26 protein-coding genes and 1 pseudogene are annotated in these 26533 nt (G+C 43.5%); 9 read left to right on the top strand and 18 right to left on the bottom strand.

The genetic code is table 11. The annotated features are described in order from the left end of the window. The first annotated feature begins 1 nt into the window (after position 1). From AC4IFT_RS17285 to AC4IFT_RS17305, 5 genes are all read left to right on the top strand, one after another. Positions 2–2584 carry a molybdopterin-dependent oxidoreductase gene (locus tag AC4IFT_RS17285; protein ID WP_490752041.1) on the top strand — a complete coding sequence of 861 codons (2583 nt, stop codon included), beginning with the start codon at positions 2–4 and terminating at the stop codon, positions 2582–2584. A 13-nt stretch (positions 2585–2597) separates the two neighbouring features. Further along, positions 2598–3140, top strand: coding sequence for a DMSO/selenate family reductase complex B subunit (locus AC4IFT_RS17290; RefSeq protein WP_273804248.1), 543 nt, complete (start codon positions 2598–2600; stop codon positions 3138–3140). 11 nt (positions 3141–3151) lie between these two features. Beyond that, a complete protein-coding gene (locus tag AC4IFT_RS17295; protein ID WP_490734850.1) occupies positions 3152–3997 on the top strand; it encodes a dimethyl sulfoxide reductase anchor subunit family protein in 846 nt (281 codons plus the stop codon). Between the two features lie 204 nt (positions 3998–4201). Then, positions 4202–6325 carry a TonB-dependent receptor family protein gene (locus AC4IFT_RS17300; protein ID WP_490752043.1) on the top strand — a complete coding sequence of 708 codons (2124 nt, stop codon included), beginning with the start codon at positions 4202–4204 and terminating at the stop codon, positions 6323–6325. Between the two features lie 15 nt (positions 6326–6340). Continuing rightward, entirely contained in the window at positions 6341–7483 is a 1143-nt protein-coding gene (locus tag AC4IFT_RS17305; protein ID WP_490752044.1) for an ABC transporter substrate-binding protein, read from the top strand. A gap of 73 nt (positions 7484–7556) precedes the next feature. Here the strand turns inward: AC4IFT_RS17305 and AC4IFT_RS17310 are convergent, their stop codons facing one another. The 5 genes from AC4IFT_RS17310 to AC4IFT_RS17330 form a co-directional block, all read right to left on the bottom strand. Next, positions 7557–9377, bottom strand: a complete 1821-nt coding sequence (locus AC4IFT_RS17310; protein ID WP_490752046.1) for a CocE/NonD family hydrolase — start codon at positions 9375–9377, stop codon at positions 7557–7559. Positions 9378–9381: 4 nt separating this feature from the next. Next, positions 9382–10791 carry a YfcC family protein gene (locus AC4IFT_RS17315; protein WP_490734858.1) on the bottom strand — a complete coding sequence of 470 codons (1410 nt, stop codon included), beginning with the start codon at positions 10789–10791 and terminating at the stop codon, positions 9382–9384. Positions 10792–10812: 21 nt separating this feature from the next. Next, a complete protein-coding gene (locus tag AC4IFT_RS17320) occupies positions 10813–11541 on the bottom strand; it encodes an IclR family transcriptional regulator (RefSeq protein ID WP_490734860.1) in 729 nt (242 codons plus the stop codon). Positions 11542–11808: 267 nt separating this feature from the next. Then, positions 11809–12237: a DMT family transporter gene (locus tag AC4IFT_RS17325; protein WP_490752048.1), complete on the bottom strand. Its 429-nt coding sequence runs from the start codon at positions 12235–12237 to the stop codon at positions 11809–11811. Between the two features lie 5 nt (positions 12238–12242). Further along, on the bottom strand, positions 12243–12695 hold the full coding sequence (locus AC4IFT_RS17330) for a DMT family transporter (RefSeq protein ID WP_490752050.1): 453 nt from the start codon (positions 12693–12695) through the stop codon (positions 12243–12245). A 116-nt stretch (positions 12696–12811) separates the two neighbouring features. Here AC4IFT_RS17330 and AC4IFT_RS17335 point away from each other — a divergent pair, with 116 nt between their 5' ends. Further along, positions 12812–13729, top strand: a complete 918-nt coding sequence (locus tag AC4IFT_RS17335; RefSeq protein WP_490734866.1) for a LysR family transcriptional regulator — start codon at positions 12812–12814, stop codon at positions 13727–13729. Between the two features lie 48 nt (positions 13730–13777). Here the strand turns inward: AC4IFT_RS17335 and AC4IFT_RS17340 are convergent, their stop codons facing one another. After that, a complete protein-coding gene (locus AC4IFT_RS17340) occupies positions 13778–14239 on the bottom strand; it encodes a hypothetical protein (RefSeq protein WP_490752051.1) in 462 nt (153 codons plus the stop codon). Positions 14240–14440: 201 nt separating this feature from the next. On the opposite strand from AC4IFT_RS17340, the gene AC4IFT_RS17345 reads away from it, so the two are divergent. Then, complete coding sequence (locus tag AC4IFT_RS17345; protein WP_490752053.1) at positions 14441–15418, top strand: Gfo/Idh/MocA family protein; 978 nt, start codon at positions 14441–14443, stop codon at positions 15416–15418. Positions 15419–15596: 178 nt separating this feature from the next. Here the strand turns inward: AC4IFT_RS17345 and AC4IFT_RS17350 are convergent, their stop codons facing one another. Further along, on the bottom strand, positions 15597–15998 hold the full coding sequence (locus AC4IFT_RS17350; protein ID WP_490734872.1) for a hypothetical protein: 402 nt from the start codon (positions 15996–15998) through the stop codon (positions 15597–15599). Between the two features lie 208 nt (positions 15999–16206). After that, positions 16207–16953: a hypothetical protein gene (locus AC4IFT_RS17355; RefSeq protein WP_490752054.1), complete on the bottom strand. Its 747-nt coding sequence runs from the start codon at positions 16951–16953 to the stop codon at positions 16207–16209. A gap of 132 nt (positions 16954–17085) precedes the next feature. Between AC4IFT_RS17355 and AC4IFT_RS17360 the strand changes: the two genes are divergently transcribed. Beyond that, positions 17086–17289, top strand: a complete 204-nt coding sequence (locus AC4IFT_RS17360; protein WP_490734876.1) for a hypothetical protein — start codon at positions 17086–17088, stop codon at positions 17287–17289. 156 nt (positions 17290–17445) lie between these two features. Here the strand turns inward: AC4IFT_RS17360 and AC4IFT_RS17365 are convergent, their stop codons facing one another. The 3 genes and pseudogenes from AC4IFT_RS17365 to AC4IFT_RS17375 all read right to left on the bottom strand — a co-directional run. Further along, positions 17446–17862, bottom strand: a complete 417-nt coding sequence (locus AC4IFT_RS17365) for a tetratricopeptide repeat protein (protein WP_490734878.1) — start codon at positions 17860–17862, stop codon at positions 17446–17448. A 19-nt stretch (positions 17863–17881) separates the two neighbouring features. After that, positions 17882–18568 carry a tetratricopeptide repeat protein gene (locus AC4IFT_RS17370; RefSeq protein WP_490734880.1) on the bottom strand — a complete coding sequence of 229 codons (687 nt, stop codon included), beginning with the start codon at positions 18566–18568 and terminating at the stop codon, positions 17882–17884. A gap of 212 nt (positions 18569–18780) precedes the next feature. Further along, positions 18781–18987, bottom strand: a pseudogene (locus tag AC4IFT_RS17375) (type II toxin-antitoxin system HigB family toxin); the annotation flags it as partial. Between the two features lie 102 nt (positions 18988–19089). On the opposite strand from AC4IFT_RS17375, the gene AC4IFT_RS17380 reads away from it, so the two are divergent. After that, positions 19090–19413, top strand: a complete 324-nt coding sequence (locus tag AC4IFT_RS17380) for a hypothetical protein (protein WP_490734882.1) — start codon at positions 19090–19092, stop codon at positions 19411–19413. 63 nt (positions 19414–19476) lie between these two features. Here AC4IFT_RS17380 and AC4IFT_RS17385 read toward each other — a convergent pair whose 3' ends face one another. From AC4IFT_RS17385 to AC4IFT_RS17415, 7 genes are all read right to left on the bottom strand, one after another. Beyond that, complete coding sequence (locus AC4IFT_RS17385; RefSeq protein ID WP_490752055.1) at positions 19477–20850, bottom strand: VasL domain-containing protein; 1374 nt, start codon at positions 20848–20850, stop codon at positions 19477–19479. A 30-nt stretch (positions 20851–20880) separates the two neighbouring features. After that, positions 20881–21309 (bottom strand): type VI secretion system baseplate subunit TssE, encoded by a 429-nt coding sequence (gene tssE, locus AC4IFT_RS17390; protein WP_490752057.1) that lies wholly within the window; start codon positions 21307–21309, stop codon positions 20881–20883. Further along, a complete protein-coding gene (tssJ, locus tag AC4IFT_RS17395) occupies positions 21306–21851 on the bottom strand; it encodes a type VI secretion system lipoprotein TssJ (RefSeq protein ID WP_353244102.1) in 546 nt (181 codons plus the stop codon). Before tssJ ends, tssE begins: the two co-directional genes overlap by 4 nt. 10 nt (positions 21852–21861) lie before the next feature. After that, entirely contained in the window at positions 21862–22944 is a 1083-nt protein-coding gene (tssG, locus tag AC4IFT_RS17400) for a type VI secretion system baseplate subunit TssG (RefSeq protein WP_490752058.1), read from the bottom strand. Next, positions 22908–24671, bottom strand: coding sequence for a type VI secretion system baseplate subunit TssF (tssF, locus tag AC4IFT_RS17405; protein WP_273804269.1), 1764 nt, complete (start codon positions 24669–24671; stop codon positions 22908–22910). Before tssF ends, tssG begins: the two co-directional genes overlap by 37 nt. Before the next feature lie 18 nt (positions 24672–24689). Continuing rightward, positions 24690–26309 (bottom strand): type VI secretion system protein TssA, encoded by a 1620-nt coding sequence (tssA, locus tag AC4IFT_RS17410; protein WP_490752059.1) that lies wholly within the window; start codon positions 26307–26309, stop codon positions 24690–24692. Between the two features lie 17 nt (positions 26310–26326). Next, the coding region (locus AC4IFT_RS17415; RefSeq protein ID WP_490752060.1) for a hypothetical protein at positions 26327–26533 on the bottom strand (207 nt) is incomplete at its 5' end.

The following is a 26533-nucleotide window of genomic DNA, read 5'->3' on the forward strand; positions in this document are numbered from 1 at the left end:
AATGTCAGAAAGACAGAAAATAGCCTTAAGTCGTCGTTCATTTATAGCATGGACGTCGGCAGCATCGGTGATGGCGACATTACCGATGAGCAAACGGCTTTATGCATCAACACCAGAAGAAGAAAAAGCCATTGTCCAAGCCACTGATGCCGTCACTAAAGGGAAATGGAAGCCCGTTGCGTGCTGGCATAACTGCGGTGGGCGCTGTGTGAATAAAGCGCTGGTGGTCGATGGTGTGGTGGTTAGGCAAAAAACCGATGACGTGGTTGCCGACTCGCCTGATTTTCCACAGCAACGCGGTTGCTTGCGTGGGCGTTCTCAGCGTAAGCAAGTTTTTGGCGCCGACCGCTTAAAATACCCAATGAAGCGCAAAGGTTGGGCGCCGGGTGGCGGAGATAAAAGCCTACGTGGGCGTGACCAATGGGTGCGGATCAGTTGGGATGAAGCCCTTGGTATTATTGCCACTGAGACAAAGCGCATTAAAGAAATATACGGTAAGGAATCTATTTGGATCACCGGTGGAAACGGTGTTGATATCCAAAACGTGTACGCGAAAGCCGGCGGCTTTGTGGGGGATTGGGGAACCACCTCATGGGGTGCTTGGTTTGAAACACCTGCTCACCTCGGTTTATTAGAAGGTTTTTACACTTTCGGAACCAATGACCGCTTTGATATGCGTAACTCGCAGCTTATTGTGATGTGGGGCGCTAACCCTGCATGGAGCAGCCCGGGTAGCCCAACCTATAACTATTATCAGGCCAAAAAAGCGGGTGCGCGTTTTATCAGTATTGACCCGAGTTATACCACGACCGCTGAATTAATGGATGCGGATTGGTACCCAATTAATCCAGGCACTGACCACGCGCTGGCACTGGGCATTATGTATGCGCTTTTGGAAATGGATAGCCCAGATAACCCATTAATTGATTGGGAATTTTTACGCCGTTGTACAGTTGGTTTCGATGAGAAAAATATGCCAGCGGGTGCTGACCCGAAAGGCAACTTCAAAGATTATTTATTAGGCACGTATTCCGGTGAACCAAAAACCCCTGAATGGGCAGCGAACATTTGTGGCTTATCAGTGGCAGACATTCGCACATTGGCACGTGAAATTGGTGGAACAAACCGTGTTGCATTACTAACAGGTTGGGCACCTGCACGTATCCATAATGGTGAAGGATGGGTTCAAGCATTCTCAACATTAGGTTTTATGACTGGGCATATGGGACGTCCGGGACGTATGACTGGGGTGAGCTGCCACTTTGCTGCGGGCAATAATGGCACACGCTTAGTGATGGCTGGTGCAAGTGGTTTACCTTCAGTGCCTAACCCTGTGAGCTTGAAAATCAACCACAATGAGCTGAACCGAGCGTTGCTGGAGAAAAAATTCCGCCAGCGTGGGGTGGGCGATGTTGATGCGAACATCCAAATGATTATTCACCCGTTCAATGCGACGTTGCAAACGCGGGCGAATATTACCCAAAGTATTGAAGCCTATAGAAAAGATGTCGAATTAATCGTGACAGCTGCTTACGTGCCACATACCTGCGCAAAATACTCCGATATTGTTTTGCCTGTCACGACCGAATGGGAACGCGATGGCACTATCTTAAACCCAAGTAACCGTGAAGTTATTATTGCTGCCGTGAATGTGACACCACCACTTTATGAAGCAAAAAGTGACCAATGGATTGCCAAAGAACTGGGCGTACGCCTTGGAATAGATGTGGACGAAGTCTTCCCTATTTCAGAAAAACAGCAGTTTTTTAATAAGCTCAATGGAGCAACCATTATCGGGGAAGATGGACAGACTAAAGAACCTCTACTCACTATCACCCAAGCAGATATTGATGAATGGCAAGTTACAGGGAAACCACAGCAAGGCCGCTTGACATTGAATGAGTTCTTAACTGTCGGTAAATACCAAGTACAACGTACAGAGGGTGACAATTACGGCTATATCGCCTATGAGGACTTTATTCGCGACCCGCAAGCTAACCCACGCCCAACCCCAAGTGGTAAATTTGAAATTTATTGCCAAACATTGGTGGAAAAAGCCGATGAATGTGGTTGGACCAAATTACCGCCAATCCCAGAATACATTCCTTCTGCAAGTGGTTATGAAGCTAGCTTCAAAGACTTCAACAAAAAAGAGAAGGGAGATTATCCGTTCCAAATCTACAACCCGCACTATTTACGCCGTTCACACAGTACCTTAGATAATGTGCCGTGGTTGCGTGAACAGTGGCCAAGCCCAATTTACATCAACGCATCTGATGCTAAACGCTTAGGGGTTAAGCACGGTGAAACGGTATTAATTACTAGCCCTCATGGGAAGATTGTTCGCCCAGCGCTTGTCACGCAAACCATGAAACCGGGTGTCGTGGCTTTACCTCATGGTAGCTGGACGGATGTCGATGAAAAAACAGGGATAGATATGGCGGGGGCAGATAATACGCTGACGATCCAAGTTCCGACAGGGTTAGGAACATCAGGGTGGAACACGATGCTCTGTAACATCGAAAAATGGGACGGTGATCAGCTAGTTCCAGATGTTGCTATTCCACAGCGTATTATTTTTTAAGGGGCGATAAATAATGGATAAACAAGTCGGATTTTATATCAATGTTGCCGCCTGTATTGGCTGTAAAACCTGCGTTGTAGCATGTAAAGACAAAAATGACCTTGAAGTTGGGCGTAATTTTCGCCGCGTTTACGACATCGAAGTGGGGGAATACCCGCGTCCGCGCCGTTGGCATCTATCTATTGCATGTAATCACTGTGATGACCCGCAATGTGTTAGCCACTGCCCAACAACGGCAATGCACAAACGAGAAGAAGATGGTGTTGTCTTGGTCGACCACGATAAATGCGTCGGTTGCCGTTATTGCACATGGGCTTGCCCATATGAAGCGCCGCAATTTGATGCAAGCATCGGCATGATGACCAAGTGTGATACCTGCATTGATTTACGCGAGCAAGGGGGGAACCCGATGTGTGTTGATTCCTGCCCAATGCGTGCGATTGAATTTGGGCTCATCAGTGAGCTGCGTAAAAAATATGGCACAAATGCAGATATTGATGGTTTGCCAAGTTCAAGTATCACCAAACCCAACCTCGTTGTTGGCACGAAAGGATAAGGAGAATTATCATGCATGAATTTCCATTGGTGATTTTCACCTTATTTATGCAGGCATCCGTTGGCTGCTTGGTGGTTTCACTGCTGTGCTCTTGTCGCATATTAGAAGGAAGTGAAAAAATACAGCTCCTTAAAAAGCCTGTTGTGGCGAGCTTTGTTTTAGGGTGCGTAGGGTTATTGGGCTCGTTATTCCATATGGGTAATCCATTACACATGTTTTACACCATGGTACATGTTTCCAGCTCTTGGATGAGTCGTGAAGTGTGGGCAACTGCGATTTACATGGCACTGTTATTTTTGAGCACAGCCTTGTTACTACTCAAAAATAAAGCGAATAACGCATTGCTAGCCCTCAGTGCCATTGCAGGTTTAGTGTACATGTACGCAATGTCGGCGCTGTACGCGAACACGCTGTTCAACCTGTGGGGCGGCTTATTTACTTACGCTAGCTTCTTTGGGGCTGTGTTATTGGTTGGCGGTGTGATTGCGGCTTCATTCCTCGTAGGTAGTCTACGTTCTTCGGGTAAAGAAGAGAAACTTAAGCGTGTAGTAAAAGCCTCATTAGGTGTGGGAGTGATAGGGATTTTATTGATGTTACTCGGTGCATTGTCATTACTGAGCAATATCGGTGAGCCAATTTATATGGGTATGACTCCGCGTGAATTGCCTGAAGGATTACTTAGCCTGAGCATTACCCGTGTGGCGTTAATTGCGGTAGGCGTTCTGTTTGTTGGGCGCTTATTGTGCCAAAAATCAAGCCAATCAACGAATGCCACGTTGGTCATGTCATTCGCTGCACTGTGTATTTTTGTCGGTGAAGGTGTTGGTCGTATCGTATTTTTCTCGCTCGGAGGCTAATTTTAACTCTTGAGTTATTGAAAATCCGAAGGTAGCCCCTTCGGATTTTTATTTGTCTTTTTTTTAGCCTAAAAAAAGAATAATGGCTAATAATTTAATTATTTAGATGTTTTTGTTATAAGAAAAAGAGTAAATCTGGTTGATTATTACTAATGATTATAATTATCATTATTGATCTTAATCTTCTTTGTTAACTCGCCTTTTATGAACTTGAAAACTCGCAAACTACTTTTGCCATTGGCAATTTCTGCTTCATTGATTTCTCACTATGCTTTTGCGGCTGATAACGCTAAAAATGACCAAATCACCGTCACGGGTAACTGGCTTGAAAATACCGAAGACAGCGAAGTGGTATTTAACCATCCCGGTGCACGAACCGTTAAAACACAGCAACAAATTAAAGAAACGGGCAGTGAAACCATTGCGGATGCACTAAAAGGCATTCCCGGTGTTCAAGTGCGTGAAAGTAATGGAACAGGGGGAAGTGATGTTTCCTTAAACGTTGGTGTGCGCGGTTTAACCTCACGTTTATCGCCACGTTCAACGATCCTACTTGATGGAATGCCGTTGGCGGCAGCGCCTTATGGCCAGCCACAACTTTCCATGTCACCACTTTCGTTAGGCAGTATTGAATCCATCGATGTTATCCGTGGAGGGGCTTCTGTACGTTACGGGCCACAAAACGTAGGTGGAGTGATTAACTTTGTGACCAAGCCAATTCCAAAGGCGTTTGGTGGCGGGGTTTCGGTACAAACCCAAGGGGCGAAAACAGGTGGGTTAAAGACCTTAGTAGATGCCTCATTGGGTGGCTCTAAAGCTGATGACTCAGCCGGTGCGATGATCCTGTATTCAGGTTTGCATGGGCAAGGTTACCGCAAAAGTAACGATAATACCGATATTGATGATTTTATGTTGAAAACCCGTTATGCCATCACGGATAACGACGAGCTATTAGCGAATTTCCACTATTATCATGCGATGTCTGGAATGCCGGGCGGGTTAACCCAAGCTCAATATAATGCAGACCCATTCCAATCAACGCGGCCATATGACCGTTTTGAGGGGAATCGCCAAGATATGTCATTGAAATATAAGCATGAAGAAGATGACAAACAATTCGAATTAATGACGTGGTTCAGCAAAAGCTACCGTGGCAGCTATATTGAAAGCGACCATAAAGACAAAGCCAACGAAAGGCGTCTGGTTTCTTACCCGCGCCACTATACCGCGTATGCCATTGAGCCAAGTTATTCGCAACTCTTCCGTTTCGATAACATGTCCCATGAAGTGACCGTGGGCTACCGTTATTTAAATGAAACCGCTGATGAAAAAGCTTATCGCTCAAATTGGTACCAAGCTGGCACGCAAAACACACGTCCAAGCACCAATGACTACTACCAACACACCTCGGGCGGAACGGAAGCGCACGCGATTTACCTTGATGACACCATTGATGTCGGTAACTGGACTATCATTCCGGGTATTCGCTACGAAAACATCAATATTCACTTAAACGACAGTTTTAAAAATCAAAACCGCAGCAAGCGTTACAGCGAGCCACTTCCTGCTTTGGCGGTGATTTACCATATTGATGATGAGTGGAAATTATTTGCGAATGCCAGCACCTCATTTGGTAGTTTGCAATACTTCCAATTGAATACAAAAGGGGTTGGCAACTCACCAGCTAACGGGTTAAGTGCAGAAAAAGCCCATAACTATGAAGTGGGTACGAAATACGACAATACCGCGCTCTCTTTAGAAGCGACTTTATTCTATATCGACTTCGACGACCAACTTCTTTATGTTGAAAATACAACGGGTTGGACTAACTTAGGCGCGACGACGCACCAAGGTGTTGAGCTAGCGGCAAGGTACAATTTAGCCGATCTCACTGATGTCCTTGATGGTGTAAGCGTGTATAGCACTTATACCTATACTAAGGCAGTCAGCAAGAAAGGGGATTTCGCCCATAAAGACTTACCGTTCTATTCACGCCAAGTGATCACCGCAGGTAGCCGTTATGAAACTGGCAATTGGGTGTGGAACCTAAATACCTATGCACAATCCACTCAGGAATCACCAGGGACAACAAGTCATTATGTGACCGAACCAAGTGCAGATGGTCGTTATGGAACAATACCCGGTTATATGGTATGGGATGCTCGCGGGGAATACCACTTTGGTAAAAGTTTGTCTGATTTAACGTTATCAGCTGGTATTAAAAACTTATTTGATCAAACCTATTTTACTCGCTCGACGGATAACAACTATGGGATCTATGTTGGGCAACCGAGAACATATTATGTTCAAGCCTCGGTGAAATTTTAATTAAGATAAGGCAGGATGATGATAGGTCGATTTATCAATAAGTATTGCTTATTTGGGTTATTGAGTCTGTTCGGTGCGGCGACGAGTTTCGCTGCACCCATTACAGTGACCGATATCGCGGGGCGGGAAGTTACCGTCAATGCGCCTGTTTCACGGGTGATGCTGGCGGATAGCCGTGTGCTGGTCGCGTTGAATATCTTGCACCCACAAAGCCCATTAAAAGGCATTATTGCGTGGGATGATGCACTGGTTAAAAAAGCGCCTGATTTAAGCGCGGCGTACAGTAAAAAGTTTCCTGAATTGAGCAAAATTCCTGTTTTTCCAAATCCTTACACAACCGACTTTAGTGTTGAAAAGGCCTTGGTTGCTCAACCTGATTTACTGATTTTTGATATCGGCTTGAAAAGCAAGTTGACAGAAAGTGGCACGCTATCGTTACTGGAAAAAAGCGGTCTGCCTGTTATTTTTATCGATTTTCGCCAATACCCGCTGAAAAACACCATGCCGAGTATGACATTATTAGGTCAAGTGTTCGGTGAACCACAACAAGCGGAAGCATTTAACCAGTTTTATCAACAAAGATTGGATTTGATCCGCAGTAAAGTGGCAACACTCGATAAAAGCCAGCGCCCAAGTGTGTTTATTGAAAGAGCCGCGGGGATTTCCGGTGAAGATTATTGCTGCAAAACCTTTGGAAATGGCAATTTTGGTGAATTTGTTGAAACGGCAGGGGGAAATAACCTCGGTTCACAGTGGTTCAGCACTGGAATGGGCGGTGAAATTAACGAAGAGCAGTTAATCCACAGTAATCCTGAGTATTATTTAATGACTGCCGCGGATTGGGATAGCACGCGTAAAGGCAGCTCTTCAGTTCCTTTAGGGTATACGGGCGATAAAGCTAAATCGCAGGCTAGGTTAACCAAGCTGATGGAACGCCCTAAGTTGCGCTCATTAGCGGCATATCAAAATAAGCAGGTTTTAGCGCTATACCAGCAATATTACGATACTCCGTTTAATATTATTGCGGTGGAAGCGATAGCGAAGTTTTTACATCCAAATTTATTTACCGAACTCGACCCACAAGCGGATAGCGATTATCTGCACAAAACCTTCACGGCATTAGAGGGCGATGGTGTGTTCTGGGTTAAAGCGGAGTAAAAACGTGCCTTCTTTATTGGCCTGCTTGAATGTTAAAGCAGGCCAATATTTTGATGACATCAATATGAATTAATTATGCTTTTTTGACCACGGGTAACATGATTTTCGATGGGTGTTTTTTGGAAATATGAATACTGTTACGTGCGACTTTCCATGTTCTATCCCCCGCGATAGTTTCCCCTGTATTGGTGTTGAAATCATATTTGGGGAAATTGCTACTGGAAATATCTAACCGAATACGGTGCCCTTTTACAAAACGGTTAGCGCAAGCAAACGGTTTGATTTTAATTTCGATAACTTCATTAGGGTTTAACAAGGTTTTTTGCTCATACCCTTTATGAAAACGGCAACGGAAAATACCATCAGTAATATTCATTGCATAACCTTGCGGGTAATCTTCACTCGGCGGGTAAACATCAATCAATTTTGCCGTAAAATCGGTATCTAGGGCATCACTGCTTACCCACAACGACACTTCAATATCACCAGCCAAACAGATATCTTCTTGTAAAATCTCGGTTTCAAAAACTAAAATATCAGGGCGAGCGGAAAGTGGTAAGTTATTTTGTTGGCTGCCAAAAAAATCAGGCAGTTCACGTTGGTCGAACGCACCACCCCAAAAAATAGGCTGGCCTGATGTTAAGGCGCCACCGATGGTTGGAACGGGGTTTTTAGGATCATAACAATAGGATATTGTTGTTTGCTTAGGGGACTCTTCACGCTGGAGTGACTGGTTTTCCCAAAGGAAAAAAGGGGTATTTTCAACATTGGGTAATGGCCACTCTTGATGGTGAACCCATTCACCGCCATGTTCTAAACGCCCCTCAGGATTGCGTTTACCACTACCACCACCCATCATAAAAAAAGTGATATCTTGCTGCTGCGTTGGTGGGTTAAGGCCTTTTAAATGGGTTTCGAACCATGCTAAACGGCAGGTTAACCAATCTTCGCTGACATTGTGGTCAAAGGCGGCAACTTCACCAAATTCAGCATTACCGCTATGGGTAATGTTTCGGTCACCATGCAACCAAGGACCCATAATTAATTTCTGTGGTGATTGCTTTGTTGTAGTGAATGCGCGGTAGTTATCTAATGTCGAGCTGACATAGGCATCATACCAACTGGACATAAATAATACGGGAATATCGGGGATCTGGTCGTAATAGCCTTCTGCGTAGATACCGATTTTTTTCCAGTAATCGCTAAAACACTCTTCTTCCCATTGCTCGAATAAATAAGACTCATATTCAGGCACATGTTTTAATAATGTATGCCCTTGGTGCCATGGCATAGCGGCAAACCAGTCGTGGATATTCTCTTGAGATAAAGCCGTTGAAACTGTGGAGGATTGTTGAGCGATAGGGCTGAGTTTCGCTTGTTTATACGCCCAAGTGGCTTGTTTGAGCTCAAAAGCACCCCCTTGGCGAATACCACACTGAAATGCATTAGCAAAACCACCGGAATCTAACACCATGGTAGATAAGCCTGGCGGATTCAAACAGGCCATCGCTAATTGTGTGTGCGCGGCGTAAGACAGCCCCATCGAACCGATTTTTCCGTTACACCAAGGTTGATTCATAATCCATTGCAATGTATCGAAGCCGTCTTCTGCCTCATTAATATATTTGGTGAATTTGCCTTCAGATTCATAACGGCCACGGCAGTCTTGATAAATAACGATAAAGCCCGCATCGGTGAAACAACGCGCCATCTCCTGACGCGTAATCTGGTGCCCTGCAACTGTCTTTTCAGAACGGGAAGGGGCGGTTTTATCATAAGGTGTGCGTTCAATAATCACGGGGCAAGGTGAGCCCTCTGCTTCCTGTGGAAAATAGACATCCGTTGAAAGGGTTATTCCATCACGCATAACAATGCGGAAATTCTTCATATCCATACGGCTAATATCCTATAGTGACTGCGATAGTCAGTAAGCCAATACCAACAGCCATAAAAATTAAAAATAGCGGGAAAATATATTTTGCCCAAGTTGTCCAGCTAACACCTGCGGTGGCTAAAAAGATGAGTAATCCACTGGAAGTCGGGGTGATCATATTGGTCAGCCCATTACCCATTAAGAAAGCGAATACAGTCGTTTGTGGAGAAACGCCAGAAATCTCACCCACAGGGCCTAAAATTGGCATGGTGACTGCGGCTTGCCCTGAAGTTGAAGGGATAGCGACATCTAATAATAACTGGGAAATAAACATGCTGTATGAAGAAACATAAGCCCCATGATTGCCCACTAAACCAACCAGTTGGTGAATAATCGTATCGAGAATTTTCCCTTGGGAAAGAATGATTTCAACAGCGGTTGCAAGCCCGATAAGCACACCTGCAATCAGTACTTTTTTCATTCCGCTGACAAATGCATCAGCTGCTGCGCTGGCTGTTAGGCCACTGCAAAAAGTTAAAACTACGCTTAAAAATAAATAATAAGCAGATAAATCATTATTCTTCCAATGCCAGCGATTAGAGGCATAGACTAAAAAAGCCACGCCAATGGCTAACACGATCAACATTAATTTATGTCGCCCCGTCAGCGCACTTGACTGGCTATTTTCTTCGACAACATAGCGGGTTAATGTCGTTTTACGGATACTGTAAAAGACGAATAAAATCCCTAAGCTGATAAAAATAAAGTAGGCGGCAACCCGCATGCTTAAACCACTGAACACAGGCAGACCAACCAGCGGCTGAGCGATGGATAGAGCATACGGGTTAGTAATCGATGCGAGGTAACCCACTTTAACGGCGATGGCGACAATCGCAAGGCCGATAAGCTCATTAAGCCCAACACGTTTCATCAACGCTATCACCATCGGGATCACCAAAAGGTACTCTTTGGCTAACCCCATAAAGGTACTTCCCATGGAGAAAACGATCATTAAAAAGGGGATTAATAAGTAAATATTGCCCCGAGTAACATGCAATAGCCTTTCAAGCCCTGATTCGATTGCCCCCGTTTTATTGAGGATCCCAAACATCCCTCCAATAAACAGCACCATATAAATGAGGGGGGACTGCTTAATGATCCCCTCTGGAATGGCTTTAAATAGCTGGATTAAACTGACGGGAGCCGCTTCATTTTCAGCGGGCTTTTCGGTTCCTAAGACTTGCTCAAAGTTCACTTCTTTGGAAATTGTTTGATAGGAGTCAGGAATGACTTTTTTACCGTCGCGTTCATATTGCCCAGACTCAACAAAATAGGTCATTAAAAAGGCAATAATCACGATAGTTAACATCACTAAAACGGGGTTCATCTGCCAACCTGGCGATGCACTTTGCTTAAGGGATTGTGTTGTTTGCATGGTGTAGTCTCTTTTATTGGTTTAATTATTAGGGATAAAACCGAGTTGCCTCGAGATACGTAAAGCGGACTGAAGAAGTTGTTCCGTCATTTCTTTTTCTTTTTCATCAGAAAAACGGCTAAGAGGTAGGCTGATACTGAGTGCCGCAATGCAATCCCCATTTTGCGAAAAAATTGGAGCGGCAATTGCACCTATTCCTGCTGTTAATTCCCCACGCGTAATGGCAAAGCCCCGAGAATGTATATCTGCGAGTGTTTGGGAAAGAGAAGGGTTTTTTGTCGTAAAATGGGATTGCACATCTAACGGGGAATAGGCGAGCAAGACTCTTCCTGATGCGCCAGAACCGAGAGCACGACGATTACCTGCCTCACTACGAACTTGGAGTGATTGCCCTGACGGCTTATGTAAAACTTGAAGCACTTCGTCGTTATCGCGTATACGCAGCTGAATGTTTTCATCGAAGCGTTGACGAAGCTGTTCTGCTTCAATTTCAGCGACTTGGATATAGTCAATTTGTTGACGTGCGCAATTGCCTAAGCTTAATAATTGATGTCCTAAATGATAGGTAACAGGACTTTCATTTTTTTGCACAAAATGTCGGTTTTCTAATGTGCAGAGTAAGCGGTAAACCTTTGACTTATTCATACCGGATAAACGCGCGAGTTCGCTTAACCCAAGGTTATTTTTCTCACCTAATAACATTAGGATCAAAAGGGCATCATCAACAGCCGTCACAATATTATCTTTCATGCTAACCTCAATCGGTTTATACAGTAAACCACTGGTTTATATAATAAAATTAGCATGGAGAATAACAAAAAATGATTCAAGGGAGTTGTTAATAAATTGTGAGGTGAGTTAGGGTTTTTAAAATGGAATTTGGTGGGTTATGGAACTAATAAAGTAATTATTTTTAAATAAAACAGATGGTTAAAATTTATTCTGGGTGGGGAACGATTTAACTGCGATTTGATACAACAAAGTGTGGTTGATGATCAAATCGCCCAAAAATACCCGTTATCTGGTTCGCCTAGTAAAATTGAGCATGGCACCCGCGATAATCAATGCGACACCAATTAATTGCAAATAGGCATTTTGGCTTTGTAATCCATTAACCATATCTATCACTAAGCTTGATATCATTTGGCCGCAAATGGCGAGTACAGATGTTAACATCACCCCTAACAATGGCAAAACATAGCTATTGATGACGACAAAAAATGCGCCAATTATCCCGCCAACAAAGGCAATTAGCGGAATATCGTTAAGGTTAAATTGATATTGGTTTAGGGCTAATACAATGACCGTTAAAAATAAAAAGCCAATTACATGGTTAATTAGAGCGCTATAGAACGCATTATGGTGCTGAGCGAGTTTGCCGTTGAGTGTTCGACTCGTCACGATGCACACACCATTGAATAACGCGATGAAAATATAGAGTGTCATTTTGATTATTTCCCAATAATTAACAAGCTACTACCACTAATTAATAACACGCACATTAGAAGATCCTGCTGCGTAATTTTGCGCTTTGTTACGCCAAACCAGCCAAAAGCATCCACCAATAAACTGAACAATATTTGCCCTGTGATCATTAAAATAATGCTGCCAGAGAGCGAAAGAGGGCTGTTCACCGTAATTGCAGCAAGCAATACCGTAAAGCCACCCGGGATCCCCCCGAGGTACCATATTATTTTCCCTTTTGTGATAGGGGGTTTGGGTTTCTGTTTTTTTACGTAAAACAGATAGATGATCAATGAAAATAGTGAACCAATGGCATGGGTGATCCATGAGGCAGTTAATGGCGTAGTAAAAAGTGATAAATAGCTGTTTGCCATAATCATTAATGATAATAAGACGCCGGATGTCAGTGCCATTAATGATAAAATATACTTATTATTCATGATGATAAATCTTTTGGAATTAATTTGTGTTTCTATGGCGATAAGGTATTCTGTTTTTAGATTTACATCAAGAAAACACACTGTTTGCTATTGGTTGACAATAGGCGGGGTTATCAATGGATAATATGAATGCATTTCCTATTTTAATTGCGGTGGCGGATGCTTTAAGCCTGACAAAGGCGGCAAATTCGCTGAACATGACCAAATCAGGGATTAGCAAGGCTATCAAAGAGGTTGAGGATGCATTAGGGATTAAATTATTTCACCGCACCACCCGGACGGTGAGCTTAACGGAGGCAGGTGAAGCCTACATCGGTTATATTCGCCAATCATACCAATTAGCCATAATGGCAAAGGACGTCGCATCACAATTTAGCGATAAAATAGCGGGAACATTGCGAATTTCTGCACCGATGTCGTTTGGCACATTGCACCTCGCGAAAATGCTTCCTGCGTTTATGCAATTATACCCTGAACTTAATGTTGAGTTGTTTTTTGATGATAAAGTAACGGATTTGATTGCTGATGGATATGATATCGCTGTACGCATTGGCGAACTGCCTGATTCTTCCCTTGTCGCGCGTAAATTATCCCCTTGCACCAGTAGCTTATATGCATCAAAAGGCTATTTAGCGCGGTTTGGTACGCCAAACAAAGTGGCGGATTTACGTGACCACAATTGCTTGTCTTATTCATTTTATCAAGCAGGGCAAGAATGGGTGTTTTACCAAAAAGGTAAAAAATTTAGCCATATACCGAAAGGCTCGTTTCGGGTAAACAATAGCCAAGCTTTAATTCAAGCTGTTAAAGCCGATATTGGGATAGCACTGTTGCCGCATTTTATTACGATAATTGATGGTGATGATGAGTTGGTTCCATTACTCACGAATTACCAATTACCCCATCATAATATTTACGCGGTTTATCCCGAAAAAGAATATTTACCCCGTAAAATCAGCGTGTTTATTGATTTTTTACAAGCGCAGTTTGCTAAAGGGAGTGAGTATCGAATACAGATGGAAGGTGATATTTAATCTAAAAATGAGTGATACAAAAAATAATGTATCACTCGGGCATATGGCTTATCCGTTGTCTTCTGGGATATCCCAAATATGTTCACTAAGTTTATTTATGAGGGTATTGGGTAGGCAGCTCACATTGGTGACTAATTTGCCTTTGTTATATACCTCTACCCCAGCTTTGTGCTTACTACCGAGGTAGTGTTCGTAAACGGTATAGGTATAAGTGCCATTTTTAAAATGTAATTCTATGAGTTGGGCTGTCCCAGTATCCGTGTCAGCCGCCATTGTTTTATGGTAAGAATGCGTTAACTGATCTGGGTTTCGAACAAGAGTAATATCGGGAACGGCATTTATTTTTCCAAACTCATAATGATATTGCCCATTAATTAAGCTGACATTAACCTTCCTATCATTTTTATTGACGCACTGAAATACCGTGACAGTGTGGGAAGAGGCAAAGGTATTTGAAGCAAATAAAACCAGTGGTAGTGCCACAGCAAATGCAGTATGGCAGAGATTCATAATAGCATCCTTGATATAAGAAAAATGGTGATATTTAAAAAACACAGCATTAAATGAGTATAACGCTATTTTGCTAATTACATTAAAAATATTTCACTATTTATTGGCTGGTTATGATCATAAGGTATTTATTGATTCTCTACCCATGTATTGCTATTAATGAGAAAACAAATGTTGGCTTTTTTGCGATAGGTAAAATAAATGAAACTTGCACTCGTTGGTTCAGGCAAAATAATTATGATGGCGCTCGATGCATTAAAAACAGTGCAGGGCATTGAATTAGTGGCGTTGTGTGTTAGGCCAGAAAGTGTCGAAAAAGGTGAAATGCTTCGCCAGCAATTTGGTATTACTAAACTTTATACCGATTATCAAGCCTTATTGCAGGATGAGGGTGTTGACACGGTTTATATCGGGTTACCGAACCATTTGCATTATCAGTATACCCAGCAAGCGCTGATGGCGGATAAGCACGTAATTTGTGAAAAGCCATTTACGCCGCACTGGGAACAACTGCAAGAATTAATTTCATTATCCCAGAAAAGAAACCTTTTTTTATTTGAAGCGATTACCTCAATTCACACACCAGAGTTTGCTATTATTCAGCAAAATATGGGTAAAATTGGTGAAATAAAAGCTATTCAAGGTAACTATTCGCAATATTCAAGCCGTTATAACGATTACCTACAAGGGCGTGTTCATGGCGCATTTGACCCAAAACAAGCGGGTGGGGCGCTATATGACATTAACCTCTACAACATTTATTTATTAGCTGCATTAATGGGAAAACCGAATAGCAGTCAGTATATTTGTAATAAAGGGTTTAATGGTATTGATACCTCGGGGGTATTTACTGCCCAGTATGCGGCCGCAACGGCATCTTGTGTGGGAGCAAAAGATTCTGCTAGCCCAGGTTTTTTTATTATCCAAGGAACAAAAGGCTATATCCAAGTGCTTGGAGCGCCAAGCCTTTGCCAAAAAGTGGAGATGTGTATCGACGGCGAAACATCAACCGTGATCCGCGATGAGTCTATCAACCATATGATTTATGAGTTTGCCTATTTTCGTGATCAAATCGCCTCGCAAAATCGCCATCAAAGTGATGAATTATTGGCATTAGCATTAACGGTGTCTAAAGCTCTCACCGAAGCGCGGGAAAAAGTTGGGTTACTATTTGAATAATGGGTAAAAAATTGGCAGTTTGGTGATAAGAGAAGCAAGCTGCCAATTCATATATATTTAAAATGAATACAATGAGCTCACTGATTCACCAAGCTTTTTCGCCAATTCAGAAGATTGCGCCGCGTTAATCGCAGCATCGAGTTCATGACAACGGCTAACTCGTTGGCAATACCAATCTTCACTTTGCTATCCGTTCTCCGGGTTGAAGGTTTTCCCGCTCATAGTAAAAAACAGTATCCAAATTATAGGTGAAAGACTCAGCGGTAACCGTGAGTTCAAGACCGTCATCAGAATAAAACTGCATAATTCTAACTGGATCGGTAGGGGTAAGATCTGGTGTGGATATTGCCTTTATGAATTTTAGCTCTACACCTGTACTCCACTCTGTGTTGCCTTGTATGTTTATCGGGCACTGAGCAATGATCTCGATGTTGTGGTAATAGGAAAAGTCATGGCTTCCGGCGATAATCAGTTCATAACCATTAAACCGGTGAAAGTAGAAATCCAGCCAGGGTAATCGCCACTCATTTTTCAAAATGGAATTGATAGCGCGTAGGGTGAGGGGGGGTGATATTGTCACATTAGGCTCTCTATTTCTTTTATCTGTTATTTAATCACAAATCAAAATAATTCAAAATAATATAGTTTCCTCTATTTGTTAGCGGTTGGGGGCATGGTTTACGATGAATGTAGGAGACGTTCAGCTGCGAACTGAAGGCGGTATCCACTACACCCTCAAAGGTAGTGATCTTATTATCAGTGTAATCTGCATGCTCGAAGGTAAAAGGTCAGTATGCGGCAGCGCCCTTGATGCTAGACCTATCGTAAATCTCAAATGTATCTAAATGGGATATTTTTTTTGATCCCTCTAAATTGATTTGCACCGTTAACTCAGTATTTAAGCGGTCAGTTAGACATTTATAGCCGGACCAACAGTTTTGTTTCTTTTCTTCTTCGCTGGCATATTTTTGGGTGTAATAGTAATAAAAAGTGCCTATGGTGTTGGGATGATTAAATGGATATCGCCTTCCAAAATTATATTGGAACGAAAGTGTTAACTCCTCAATGTTTATGTCTGTCAATCTATAGCCCGAAAGTTCAGGAATTGGAATTGAGAATATTGTTTCGTGTGAAGATTTAAATGGAATATCAATAACACGGAGGGTACGAACACCATTGATCAGGCTTGCTTTCTCATACCAGAAGGTAACTTCTACATTTCTGGTTAAATCACTGTTTTGGTTTGCCCATATCTTGTCATTCGTTGTAATGATTAAAGTACCATAAGACGGGTATTGTTGTAGCTCGCTTATTTTTACACGCTCAAACTTATATTTTAAATAATGAAAAAAATCAGTGGAGGCTTTGTCTCTATAAAAAAGAATCCCTAAAAACATAGCCACAATGACTAAAGTGATTTTTTGTTTTTTTGCTAGGTTCACGCTAATTCCTTTTTGGTTAGATTGGTCTGGCAAGTAAACAAGATTTATCTTTAGTGCGTAAATATCAAGCAATAAAAGTTTCAATACAAACATTATTGGCTGCCAGTTGCTTTAAATATTAATTTGTCGGCTTCTCTTTTGTCAGTGCTTTACCTGCGGGATAATCTTCCTATCGAGCCAACTCTAGTTTTAAAAGGAAGATTCATGGGTGCCAACCGGAGAAACATGTTTGGAGTCAGCCGCCGCTTTGCTATCCGTTATGACCGGGCAAATGATCCGGAGTACATGGCTTTGGTTGAGCGATACAGCCAATCGGGTAAGGTGAGTGATGACGACCACAAAGAACGTGTTCGCGCTGCGTTATTACCACGGAAACAAGGCTTTCAAAGAGTCCGGCACAATGGTCAAAACCGTACTGCTGGCAATTAACCTTGCTGTTGTTGTGCGGATTGTATGCAAAGTACCGGTATCATGAAACTCTGCGTTCAGCAATGAAGTGGTTTATGATCCTCTTCGATGGTCGGACAACTGACCTCTATTAAATATTACATGGGGAACTTACACCAAATTATCTACAGGCTCTGTTTAGTTACATATCCATACTTGCATATCAACTAGTCGGCAAGGCTTGTCTAATTTCATGTTGTCGTATGCTTCACAACTATTTTCAAGTTTTTGTTCGCATGCCTTCCCAACCCATTCTTTTGCCTTTATAAAATCACTTTCGATGTTATATAAGCCTAAATAATAAATCATGCCTAGGGTGGCCTGTGACTCTGCATCGCCTAGTTCAGCGGATTTAGTTATCCAATCAACAGCCTTTGGGAATTGACGGCTAAGAAAATAATGTTGAGATAGATCTTTTTGAGCGGATATGTTCCCATTCTCAGCGCGTATTTCTAACTCCTTTAACTCTGAATCTGTATCACCAAATGCTACAGAATTAAAAGTAAACAAAAGTGAAAATAAAGTAATAAATATTACTTTGTAAGTACAATTCATTTTAAGCTCCATATTTTATTTATTTAAATTGTTGGGCATATTTGCAAGCTTGTTCAAAACCGGATTTGCATGATTTATCAAACCACATTTTTGCTTGTTTATAGTCAGTTTTTACTCCTGTCCCATTTACATAAAGTAAGCCAAGGTTTACTTGCGCAAGGAGATCATCTTGGTTCGCGGCTTTTTCATACCAAATCTTAGCGGTCTCATAATTTTGGTCAACACCTCGACCTTCCTCATATAACCAACCCAATTTTCCCTGTGCATCGACATCTCCATTCTTAGCGGCTTCTTCCATCCACCAAGCTCCTTTTTTGAAATCTCTATCCACACCTCTTCCGTTGTAATACAAAATGCCAATACTTTGCTGGGCGGGAGTAAATCCTTGATTGGCTGCTTGTTGATACCATTCTAAGGCTTTTTTATAGTCTTGCTTTACTCCATGACCTTTTTCATAAAACCATCCTAAGCTAGTTTGAGACTCAGCATCCCCTCTCAATGCTGCTTTTTTTAGCCATTTGACGCTTTCCAAGTAATCTTTTTCAACGCCATCTCCTTCATAATAAATAAAGGCGAGTTCTTTTAAGGATAATATATCTCCACTTTCTGCATGAGCGATTAGTTTATTAATATCGTTATTGGTTTCGGAGTGTACAAAAAAAGATAAATGAAGAAAGATAAACGTACATATTACTTTTGATTTCATATTAAGCGGTTCCATTAATTTAGAAAAAAAATATTTATATATTCATCGTTAGCAGTTGATGTCATGTTTCTATTACGCAACTCTGTGCCGTTGAGTTTCGCCCCTCCCATAATGCACGGCAAGCATTGCGACAAACACAAACATACATGAAAAGCGGGAAGCGATGGGGCGTCCATTCAGGTTTTGTGCTGCGTTTATGGCATTTTGAAACATCATGCTTTTGTTCTCCGGTAGCTTTCAGTCAACTTATCGTATTCAGCGTGAGGTGTTATATGTTTCACGAACATTTTTCCTCGGTCAAAGTCTGCAAAAAACATCATTCTTAATGCATTGCCACTGATGTTGATAACCCTCCATTTCTCACTATACTTCATCCGATCAAAGCTGGGGAAAACCTTTTTAAGCTCATCAGGCTTTGATAACTATCCTATTTTATTTCAGAGTTATCCGCGAGTTTTGTACGCGTATTTTGCGTATAAAGTGCCCTTAAAATAACACGTTAAATCATAAAGGGTCGGCAGATGGCATACTGGAAAGCAGGTAGCGTACCTGAACTAAAAGGCTTAGAAAGTAAAGAACAAAAACGGTTGTTTAAGCAATGTTTGAAAGAGGGCAAAGCCCGCCTTGGTGCAAAATATTGGTACTTAAATGGCTTAGTCATACTCCTGTGTATTGCCCTTGGATTTCTATTGTTTGCGTTTGAATTATATATCGGCGGCTTTTTAGGTGGCATGATAATTGGCGGTGGAATTGGCTTGCTGTTTGTGTTTATTGTACAAACGCCGACCATCGAAGCTGGACGAGGTTGGCTACAAGAGCAAGGTTATCCAAAAACGGAACAGTAACCTTATCGTTTAAAAAAATGGGCTTTTAATGCATAAAAGCCCATTCGGTATCGAAGCAACTACTTATTTTGATTGGCTTTTCGGCGAGTTACGCAATAAAGCATAACGGTTGAGCAGCTGCTTGAAATGATTATCAATACGTTGGTATTCTGATTCAGCAACCGTCCCTTGTGCTTGCAACACTTCTAAACGACGTAATTCCTCTTCTAATGGTAAACCTTGGTTAAAATATTGCCGCGCATTAAAAATAATCGTTTTGAGTTCTGATCCAGTAATGTAGCTACGTGGCTTACCATCTAAGCTATCTAGGCGAACACTTAACTTATTGAGTTCCTCCATTCCTTGTGCCCATTGATTTAGCTGAGTTTGGGATAAAGCGTTAGTCTGAATCGTTTGCTGCCATTTATCATTGAAAGAATTGACGTTGGCTTGTTCACTGTATTGATCAGCTAAATAATTCACCATATTTAGGCCATATTGTTGCGCCCAAATGGGGGAGAGAGTACCTAACTCAACTAAATAGTTATCAATGATATTGAGTTTATCACTGGAAACCTCGGTGGTCTGAGTAAATTTAGGGTGCAACTGTTGGTCTAATAATGCCGCAATATCAGGGGTAAACTCCGCAAGTTTTGGGAGAACTTGCACCATATCCTGCGAGCCATTCCATGGTGATAATGTATAAAAAACTGCCGCAGATGAAACACCTGTTATCAGCACGCCGACAAAAAAGCCGATACCAATGCCACGGCGAAAAGAAGGGGGAGCTGGTTTGCTCGTGGGGTCGGCTTTCGGGGACAGGGTCGCATTCGCTTTTATCGCAATAGGTGCAGCCGCAGTGCGTGCGTGAAATGTCGAAGGCGCTGTTTTGGCAATATGTAACGGCATAGAGGGGATAAAGCTGCTTTCGGGCGCATCGGTACTCTCTAAATTACGTGCTTGGTTGGTGAGTAAATCGTGCAGTCTATCGAGTTGAGTAAGGTGTTTTAATTCCAATGTTTGCAATTGTTGTTCAATCTTGCTTAGTGAGGCTTCCGCTTGGTAAAGCGCCGACAAATCTGCGTAAACAGGGGTATTCCCCCGTAACCCAGCAACTAACTGTTGGCTTAAAACCGATAAAATCTCAACGCGTGCGTGGGTTTGTAGCGGCCATAAAGTTTGCCAGTGTTGGGCAAGCAAGTGTTGCAATAGCGCTAATCCTTCACTCAGCCCCGTCATGCCTGCTTGGTGCTGGCGGATGAGCGTAAACCATGCCGCAGTTTGTAGATCGGCACCGTTTTGGCTGAATAACGACAGGCATAACCCATGCGCTCTTGCCCAATCAATATCGGGGCGAGCAGGGTGGAAACGCTTGTTTAATTCATCTTTTAAGGCGGAAAAATCGCTCAGTGTTCGTGGGTCTCCCCCCACATTTAAGGCAGTTAAATCAGAATTCATATTCACCCCAAAAATCAGTCTTCAATAAAGTTAAAATTGGCTAAATTGTTTTTTTAAGTGATGGAGCACAACACGCCCGTCAGGAACAAACTCTGTGCCATAACGGATTAGCCCCTGCTGATGCAGTTCTACATCAAGGGTGTAACGTAACGAGCCAAAGGTTTCTTGTGGTAGTAACACCAGTGAGAGCGTTTTAATGCGCGGTTCATATTTCAGGAGCGTAGTGGATAAAATGTCCATAATATTGTGCGCAGTGCCGGGGAGGCCTTGGATCATCTTACTCATATCAGGTAAGCCATAATCGGGTAAATGGCGAATACTGCCAGCACGTGAATTTAAAATGCGCCGAATATTCTCCATGACAGAAATAATAACTTGTTCATTTTCATCCACTGTATCAATAGGTAATCCACCCGAAAAATACCCTGTCAGCATTTCGTACAGCGACGGTTGGCTCATAGCTTATAGTTTCCTAGAGGGTTTAAGGTCATGCTTTGCTCGGTGAGCACTAACCGGCGCGGGTCATCAGGTAATAGACGTTTTTTCGGGATCACCACGCGCCAGTCATCGGTAATTTTATCTGGGTTATTAAACATGGCTGCAATGGCGACAAATTCGGCACCTTCTTCCATTGGCATATCGACAGCAATGGATTCACCGGGGCGAATACGAATGTCTTTTTGCGCTACAAGAGAACTCTTTAAGATTTCACTGTCTCTATCAAACAAGGTTTCGTAATCACTGTTATCGAAACTATCCGCATTTTTTAGTTGGTAAATACGGATGACCGTAGATAGCGAAGCTCCATTATCGTCGGTATTTAACGCATCACGCGCCACAAAATCCAAATGAACCACTTTGACTTGCTTATAAAAAATAGATTTTGCAACGTTACTTGTGCCATCACTGACCATTTGAGTTAGCCCACATCCCGTTAAGCCGAAAGAAGCCGCTAACAAAATTGAAATACCTGTAGAGGTTAAAAAGCGATTATTTTTCATTGAATTACTCTTATTGTTGAAATCGATAATTGGCATATTCTTGATGCTGTTGGTACGGGAAATGGGGTGGTAGGCGCTGATAAACCCCTAACCCGATGGTGACATCGGGGGCAGTACGTTGCGTTGATGCCTGTTTTCTCATAACCGCGGTACGCCCCAGCTGGGCACCTTGATGGGGCTTGGCATTGAGCGTCGCATCAGGCAACAAGTCGCGAGGCAGCGTTAAATTCAAACGGGCATTCATTCGGGCGCCAAGGTAAACATGCAGCAATGCCATCAGGTCTTGGTAGAGGTTGCCATCGGGTAACCAATCTCGCGCCTCATTAAGATCGTGGGTATAGAGTTGGATCAGTATTTGGCTATTCACATCAAAGGCATATTGGCCTAACACAGGTTTATTACGCAGTGAAATCGGCTGCTGGCAAGACAGTGAGGTGCTAGAGGCTAATTCAATCCTGCGCGGGTCATGGGGCTTGATTTTCACCTGCGTATGGGGGGCGAGTAGCTGAACTAACGAAATCACCCCTTCGGCTGTGCGGTTGGGTAAACGCATGGTACCTAATAAGGCTAAAAAGCGTGAGAGTGGCGTTTGTACGTGTTCGGCGCAACCAGGGATCCCCAGCCCAATCAACCCATACAAATATTGTGACGTTTCATCTTTTCCGCCCGCTTCATAGGTTGCGGGGTAAGAGTATTTACGCCAAATTCGGTAAAACTGTGTAGTAAGACGATGGTTAAAAATATCTAAAAAATCAGTCAGCGCCTGAGTACCATCACGATGTTGGGCGATATCATCCAAATAAGCCGTGGGTAATGGCGAGGTCACGCCATACAACCCTAAAAAGGTGGTACGAATACTGGGGGTGTTGCTATTTCGGTAATTGTCATCCTTATCGACACCCTTGATTTCTGTAACAGGGAAGCCCATACCACGGTGCGGTCGAAAGCGGATTGGGTCAGTTTTCGGATCTTGTGTACTGCCTAGTGTAGAGGGGGCAACCAGCTGGCAAAAACGATAAAAGTTGATAGCGGGCAGGTTCTCACCTAATGCCTCGATTACCGCAGCAGCTGAGGCGCTTGGTTTTCTGTCCATTGTAAGCGTTGTCCTGTCGGTAAAATGTGGAGAGTCAGTTGGTTAAATAAATGCACGTCGGTATACAACTCAAAGAAGCGATTGAGTAATTCACCAAATAAGTGAATATCACCTTCACCATTGAAACCATTGCTATCAAGGGTAATATTGATGGCAATCCCGCGTTGTAAAAACCCTTTTTTAAAGCGTTCGATAAGCTGATGTTCAACCTGAACAATGGCGTCCAATTGGCGCTTGTTCATGTCATCATCGCTCCAGTCATAAAGGGCAAGCGTGCCACGTAGTACTTCTGCGTTATCCATCATATTTAAAAAGCTTGCCCCAAGGTGGCTAAGCACTCGCCAATGAAAACGGTCTTCAACCGGGGGGTAGCAAGGTAATGTTGGTTTGCAAAGATTGCGCACGCTAACGGGCACTTGAAGGCTTTGTTCGGTTCTATCCAATAATGTGCTTTGGAGCGATTTACGCGGTAACTGGCCATTGGTACCGGTTATTTGCAGGGAAAGCGTTTGTTTTTCATGCAATTTTTTTACATCGTGATCTTCCCCGCCTAAAATTAACCATGTATTGTGCAACCCTGTGACGCCGCGTTTTACTCGGGTGTGAAAATAGTGCGTCGGAGCAGTGTGGCGCAGCATCCCGCCACGGTGACGGAAACTGGTGAAAGGCACATAATGGACGTCTTGACCGTTAAGAATACCCTGCACCGTATCAACAGAATAGATTTCGGTATAACCGTCCTGTAATCGCTTAGGTTGCAAAAGATATTCGCTTTCTAACCCATTGACGGTTAAGGGGTCGGCTTCCATATTAAATAAGTTAACCACCGGAACGCAGTTCATTTTGATATTGTCAGTAGTCAGGGTTAAATCGCTGTCCCATTTTGAGTTCAGCACGATATCTAGCTCGAACTCAAGCGTGCCCGCAGGGAGCGTCATCTCGTTAAGCCCATGTAAATCAACAAATAAAAATTTTTGGCGAAAGGTAAAATATTCCAATAACAGCTGATAGCCACTAAATGTCGTACCGCCTTTGGGCCATAAATGGTCGTCTGTCGCAAACCCGCCAGGTGAAAACCATAATGGCAGGGTGATGCGGTCTGCGGATTGCGGAAGCTTCAAATACGTGGCATTGATTTGCTTGGTGAATGCAAGGTGCAAGGCATAAGCGGTAGGGATATCACCAGCGAGATAAAATGACAGTGCGCTCAGGTCGATTTGACGCCAATCAACGAGTTTGCTGCATTCAAATTTTAAGTGGATCACCGACAGGCCATTCGGTTCAGTGCCTAAACTCACATTGGTTAAGCTAATAGGTGCTAATTTCAGCTCCCTTGTTGTGCGGTAGCGGCACACGGTTTTTTGTGGGCCGATAGGGCGTGAAAGCACTTCAAAATGCGCAGGGATATGGCTGTTCATGCTGACGTTGTCGAGGGCCGGAGTCAGCTCAACAACGGAAAGTGACGGTACAGTTTTCAGGTAATGGGGCCACAATAAGCTGACCAGCCCTTCGGTGAGCTCAGGTAAGTCATCATCAATTTTTTGGCGTAGCTGCCCCATTGAAAAGGCAAAACCCTCAAATAACCGTTCCACAAACGGGTCAGGGGTGCCCACTTTGTCTAAATCGAGCATCGCTGCTCTGTCTGGGTGTGCTTGCGCAAATTCTTTAGCGGCTTCCCGTAAGTAGCGCATTTCTGCATCGTAATAACGCAGGGTCAAATCATCCATTCTTCAATCTCTTTTTTATTAGGGGTACAAAACCAGTGCGCGAACAGGGTCAAGGCGGGTAAGCTCGGTTAATAATTGGCTCATTTGCTGGTTTAAGGCTGTTTTATCCGCGCTATTGCGTTGGGCTTTGCTGCGCAATAAGTGTAATTGGCGGGCTTTTATCTCAAAAATATACTGTGGCTCCCAATGGGCTAATGGCATGTGTTCGGCTTGTTGGTCGAGCTCTTGCAACACATTTAGGGCAAGCTCATGACGGGAAAATTGCTCAGCTACCCGTGCCATCACTAATTGTAATAACCACTTTTGCCGAGGGGTACGAATATCCGAGCGGTTCATCAACCACCCTAAGGCCTTTTCGATACCTTGGTTATCGGCTTGGGTTAACGCTTCTTGCTCAAGGGCTAAAATGGACTCTTGGTCAGCTTGTGGCGCATGGTCGGTGGGCATGCTATGCAGCGAGTGGATATTTTCTTCAAATACCTGCTGTTTAATCCAATTGAGGGTGACATCATCCGCAAAAGGGGTGCCATCTTCCCACGCAAGCGCTTCTAATCCCGGTAAGCGTGTTAAAAACAATTTAAGATCTGCCACAATCACGTCAGCCCAGCCATCCCAAGGGGCAGGGGATTTGCTTAGGGCTTGGTAAAGGTACCACTGCACATCTAACCAAAAATGGTTAACACCTTCAGTAAACAAACGGTCGGCTTGTTCCGCTAACTCAATCCAATTTTGTTGCAGATACAAGCGTTTCAATTGTGCTCTGGCCTCTGAGCGTGGGGGGGCTAAGCGGGTGCAGCCTTGCTGATTTTGCGGTGGGGCTTGGTGCAGAGTATCCCAACGCACTGCTTTCATTAAGCGATGCCCAGATAGCCAACCATTGGGCTGGTTTCGCAGGTAAGTGGCTAATATTTTGGCTTGGTCGAGTAACTCGCGCCCTGATTGCACAGGGGCTAGAGCACTGCTCGATGCATTAACTGTGGTAGTATGGGCACTGCGTGATTCATCAGAGCTACGAATATTTTGCGGTACCACACTGTTTGCCCCCCCTGATTGGGCGAGCCGTTTTTCAAGGGCTTTTAACAATGAAGCCAATTGAGGTCGGCTTGCTTCATCCCATGTCGAAAACGCATTCACTAGCGCACTTAACAGGGCGATAATGCGGGTGAACTCTTGTTGGTCAACTTCGGGGTAAAGGGACAGACTATCCAGAACACGTTGCCCTGCTAGCCATTCAATTGCCGATTTACGGCTATTGGGGCGAGCAGGAAGCAAGCTTTCTTGGTAGCGAGAAACTAACCCCGCCATTAGCCCTAATGCATCGGCAAAGCCAGATTCACCTTCTTTGTGTAAGCGCGCCCAAACATAATAAGTGATAACGCGAAGGTCTTTACACTCGGTGGTCAACAGCTTTTCAGCGAGCGTACAAATAAGATCGGTATCTGCGCCAGAAAGTTTATTCACTTCCTCACGCATAATTTCAAAGTCGTCATTGTAGCCGGGGTCTTCCCCAACAGGGGAATCAGGGGTAATTGGCAGCAACCAGCGCTCCCAAAGCGCAATTTGTTGTTGCTCTAACTGTTTGGCCTTTTCGAGATCTTCCGCAAAGCAAACGGTACGTAACGATGTGAGTAGTGGCATAATATTTTCCTAAGCAACTAATCCAAAAAGATTTTTTCAGGCAGCACAAAATTACGCAGGGTTAGCAGCGCAAGGGGGCCTTCCCCCATTTCGGTGCGCAACATAAAGGGCAGGGTATTGCCGTTTTTGGTCTGCCACGACACGGTGTAACTGCTGGTGGTGCCTGCATACGGAGCGACTTGGGCGCTTTCCAATAAACGAATTACTCCCCACACGCCGCGGTG

The sequence above is a fragment of the Providencia sp. UF-183 genome (assembly GCF_058246155.1).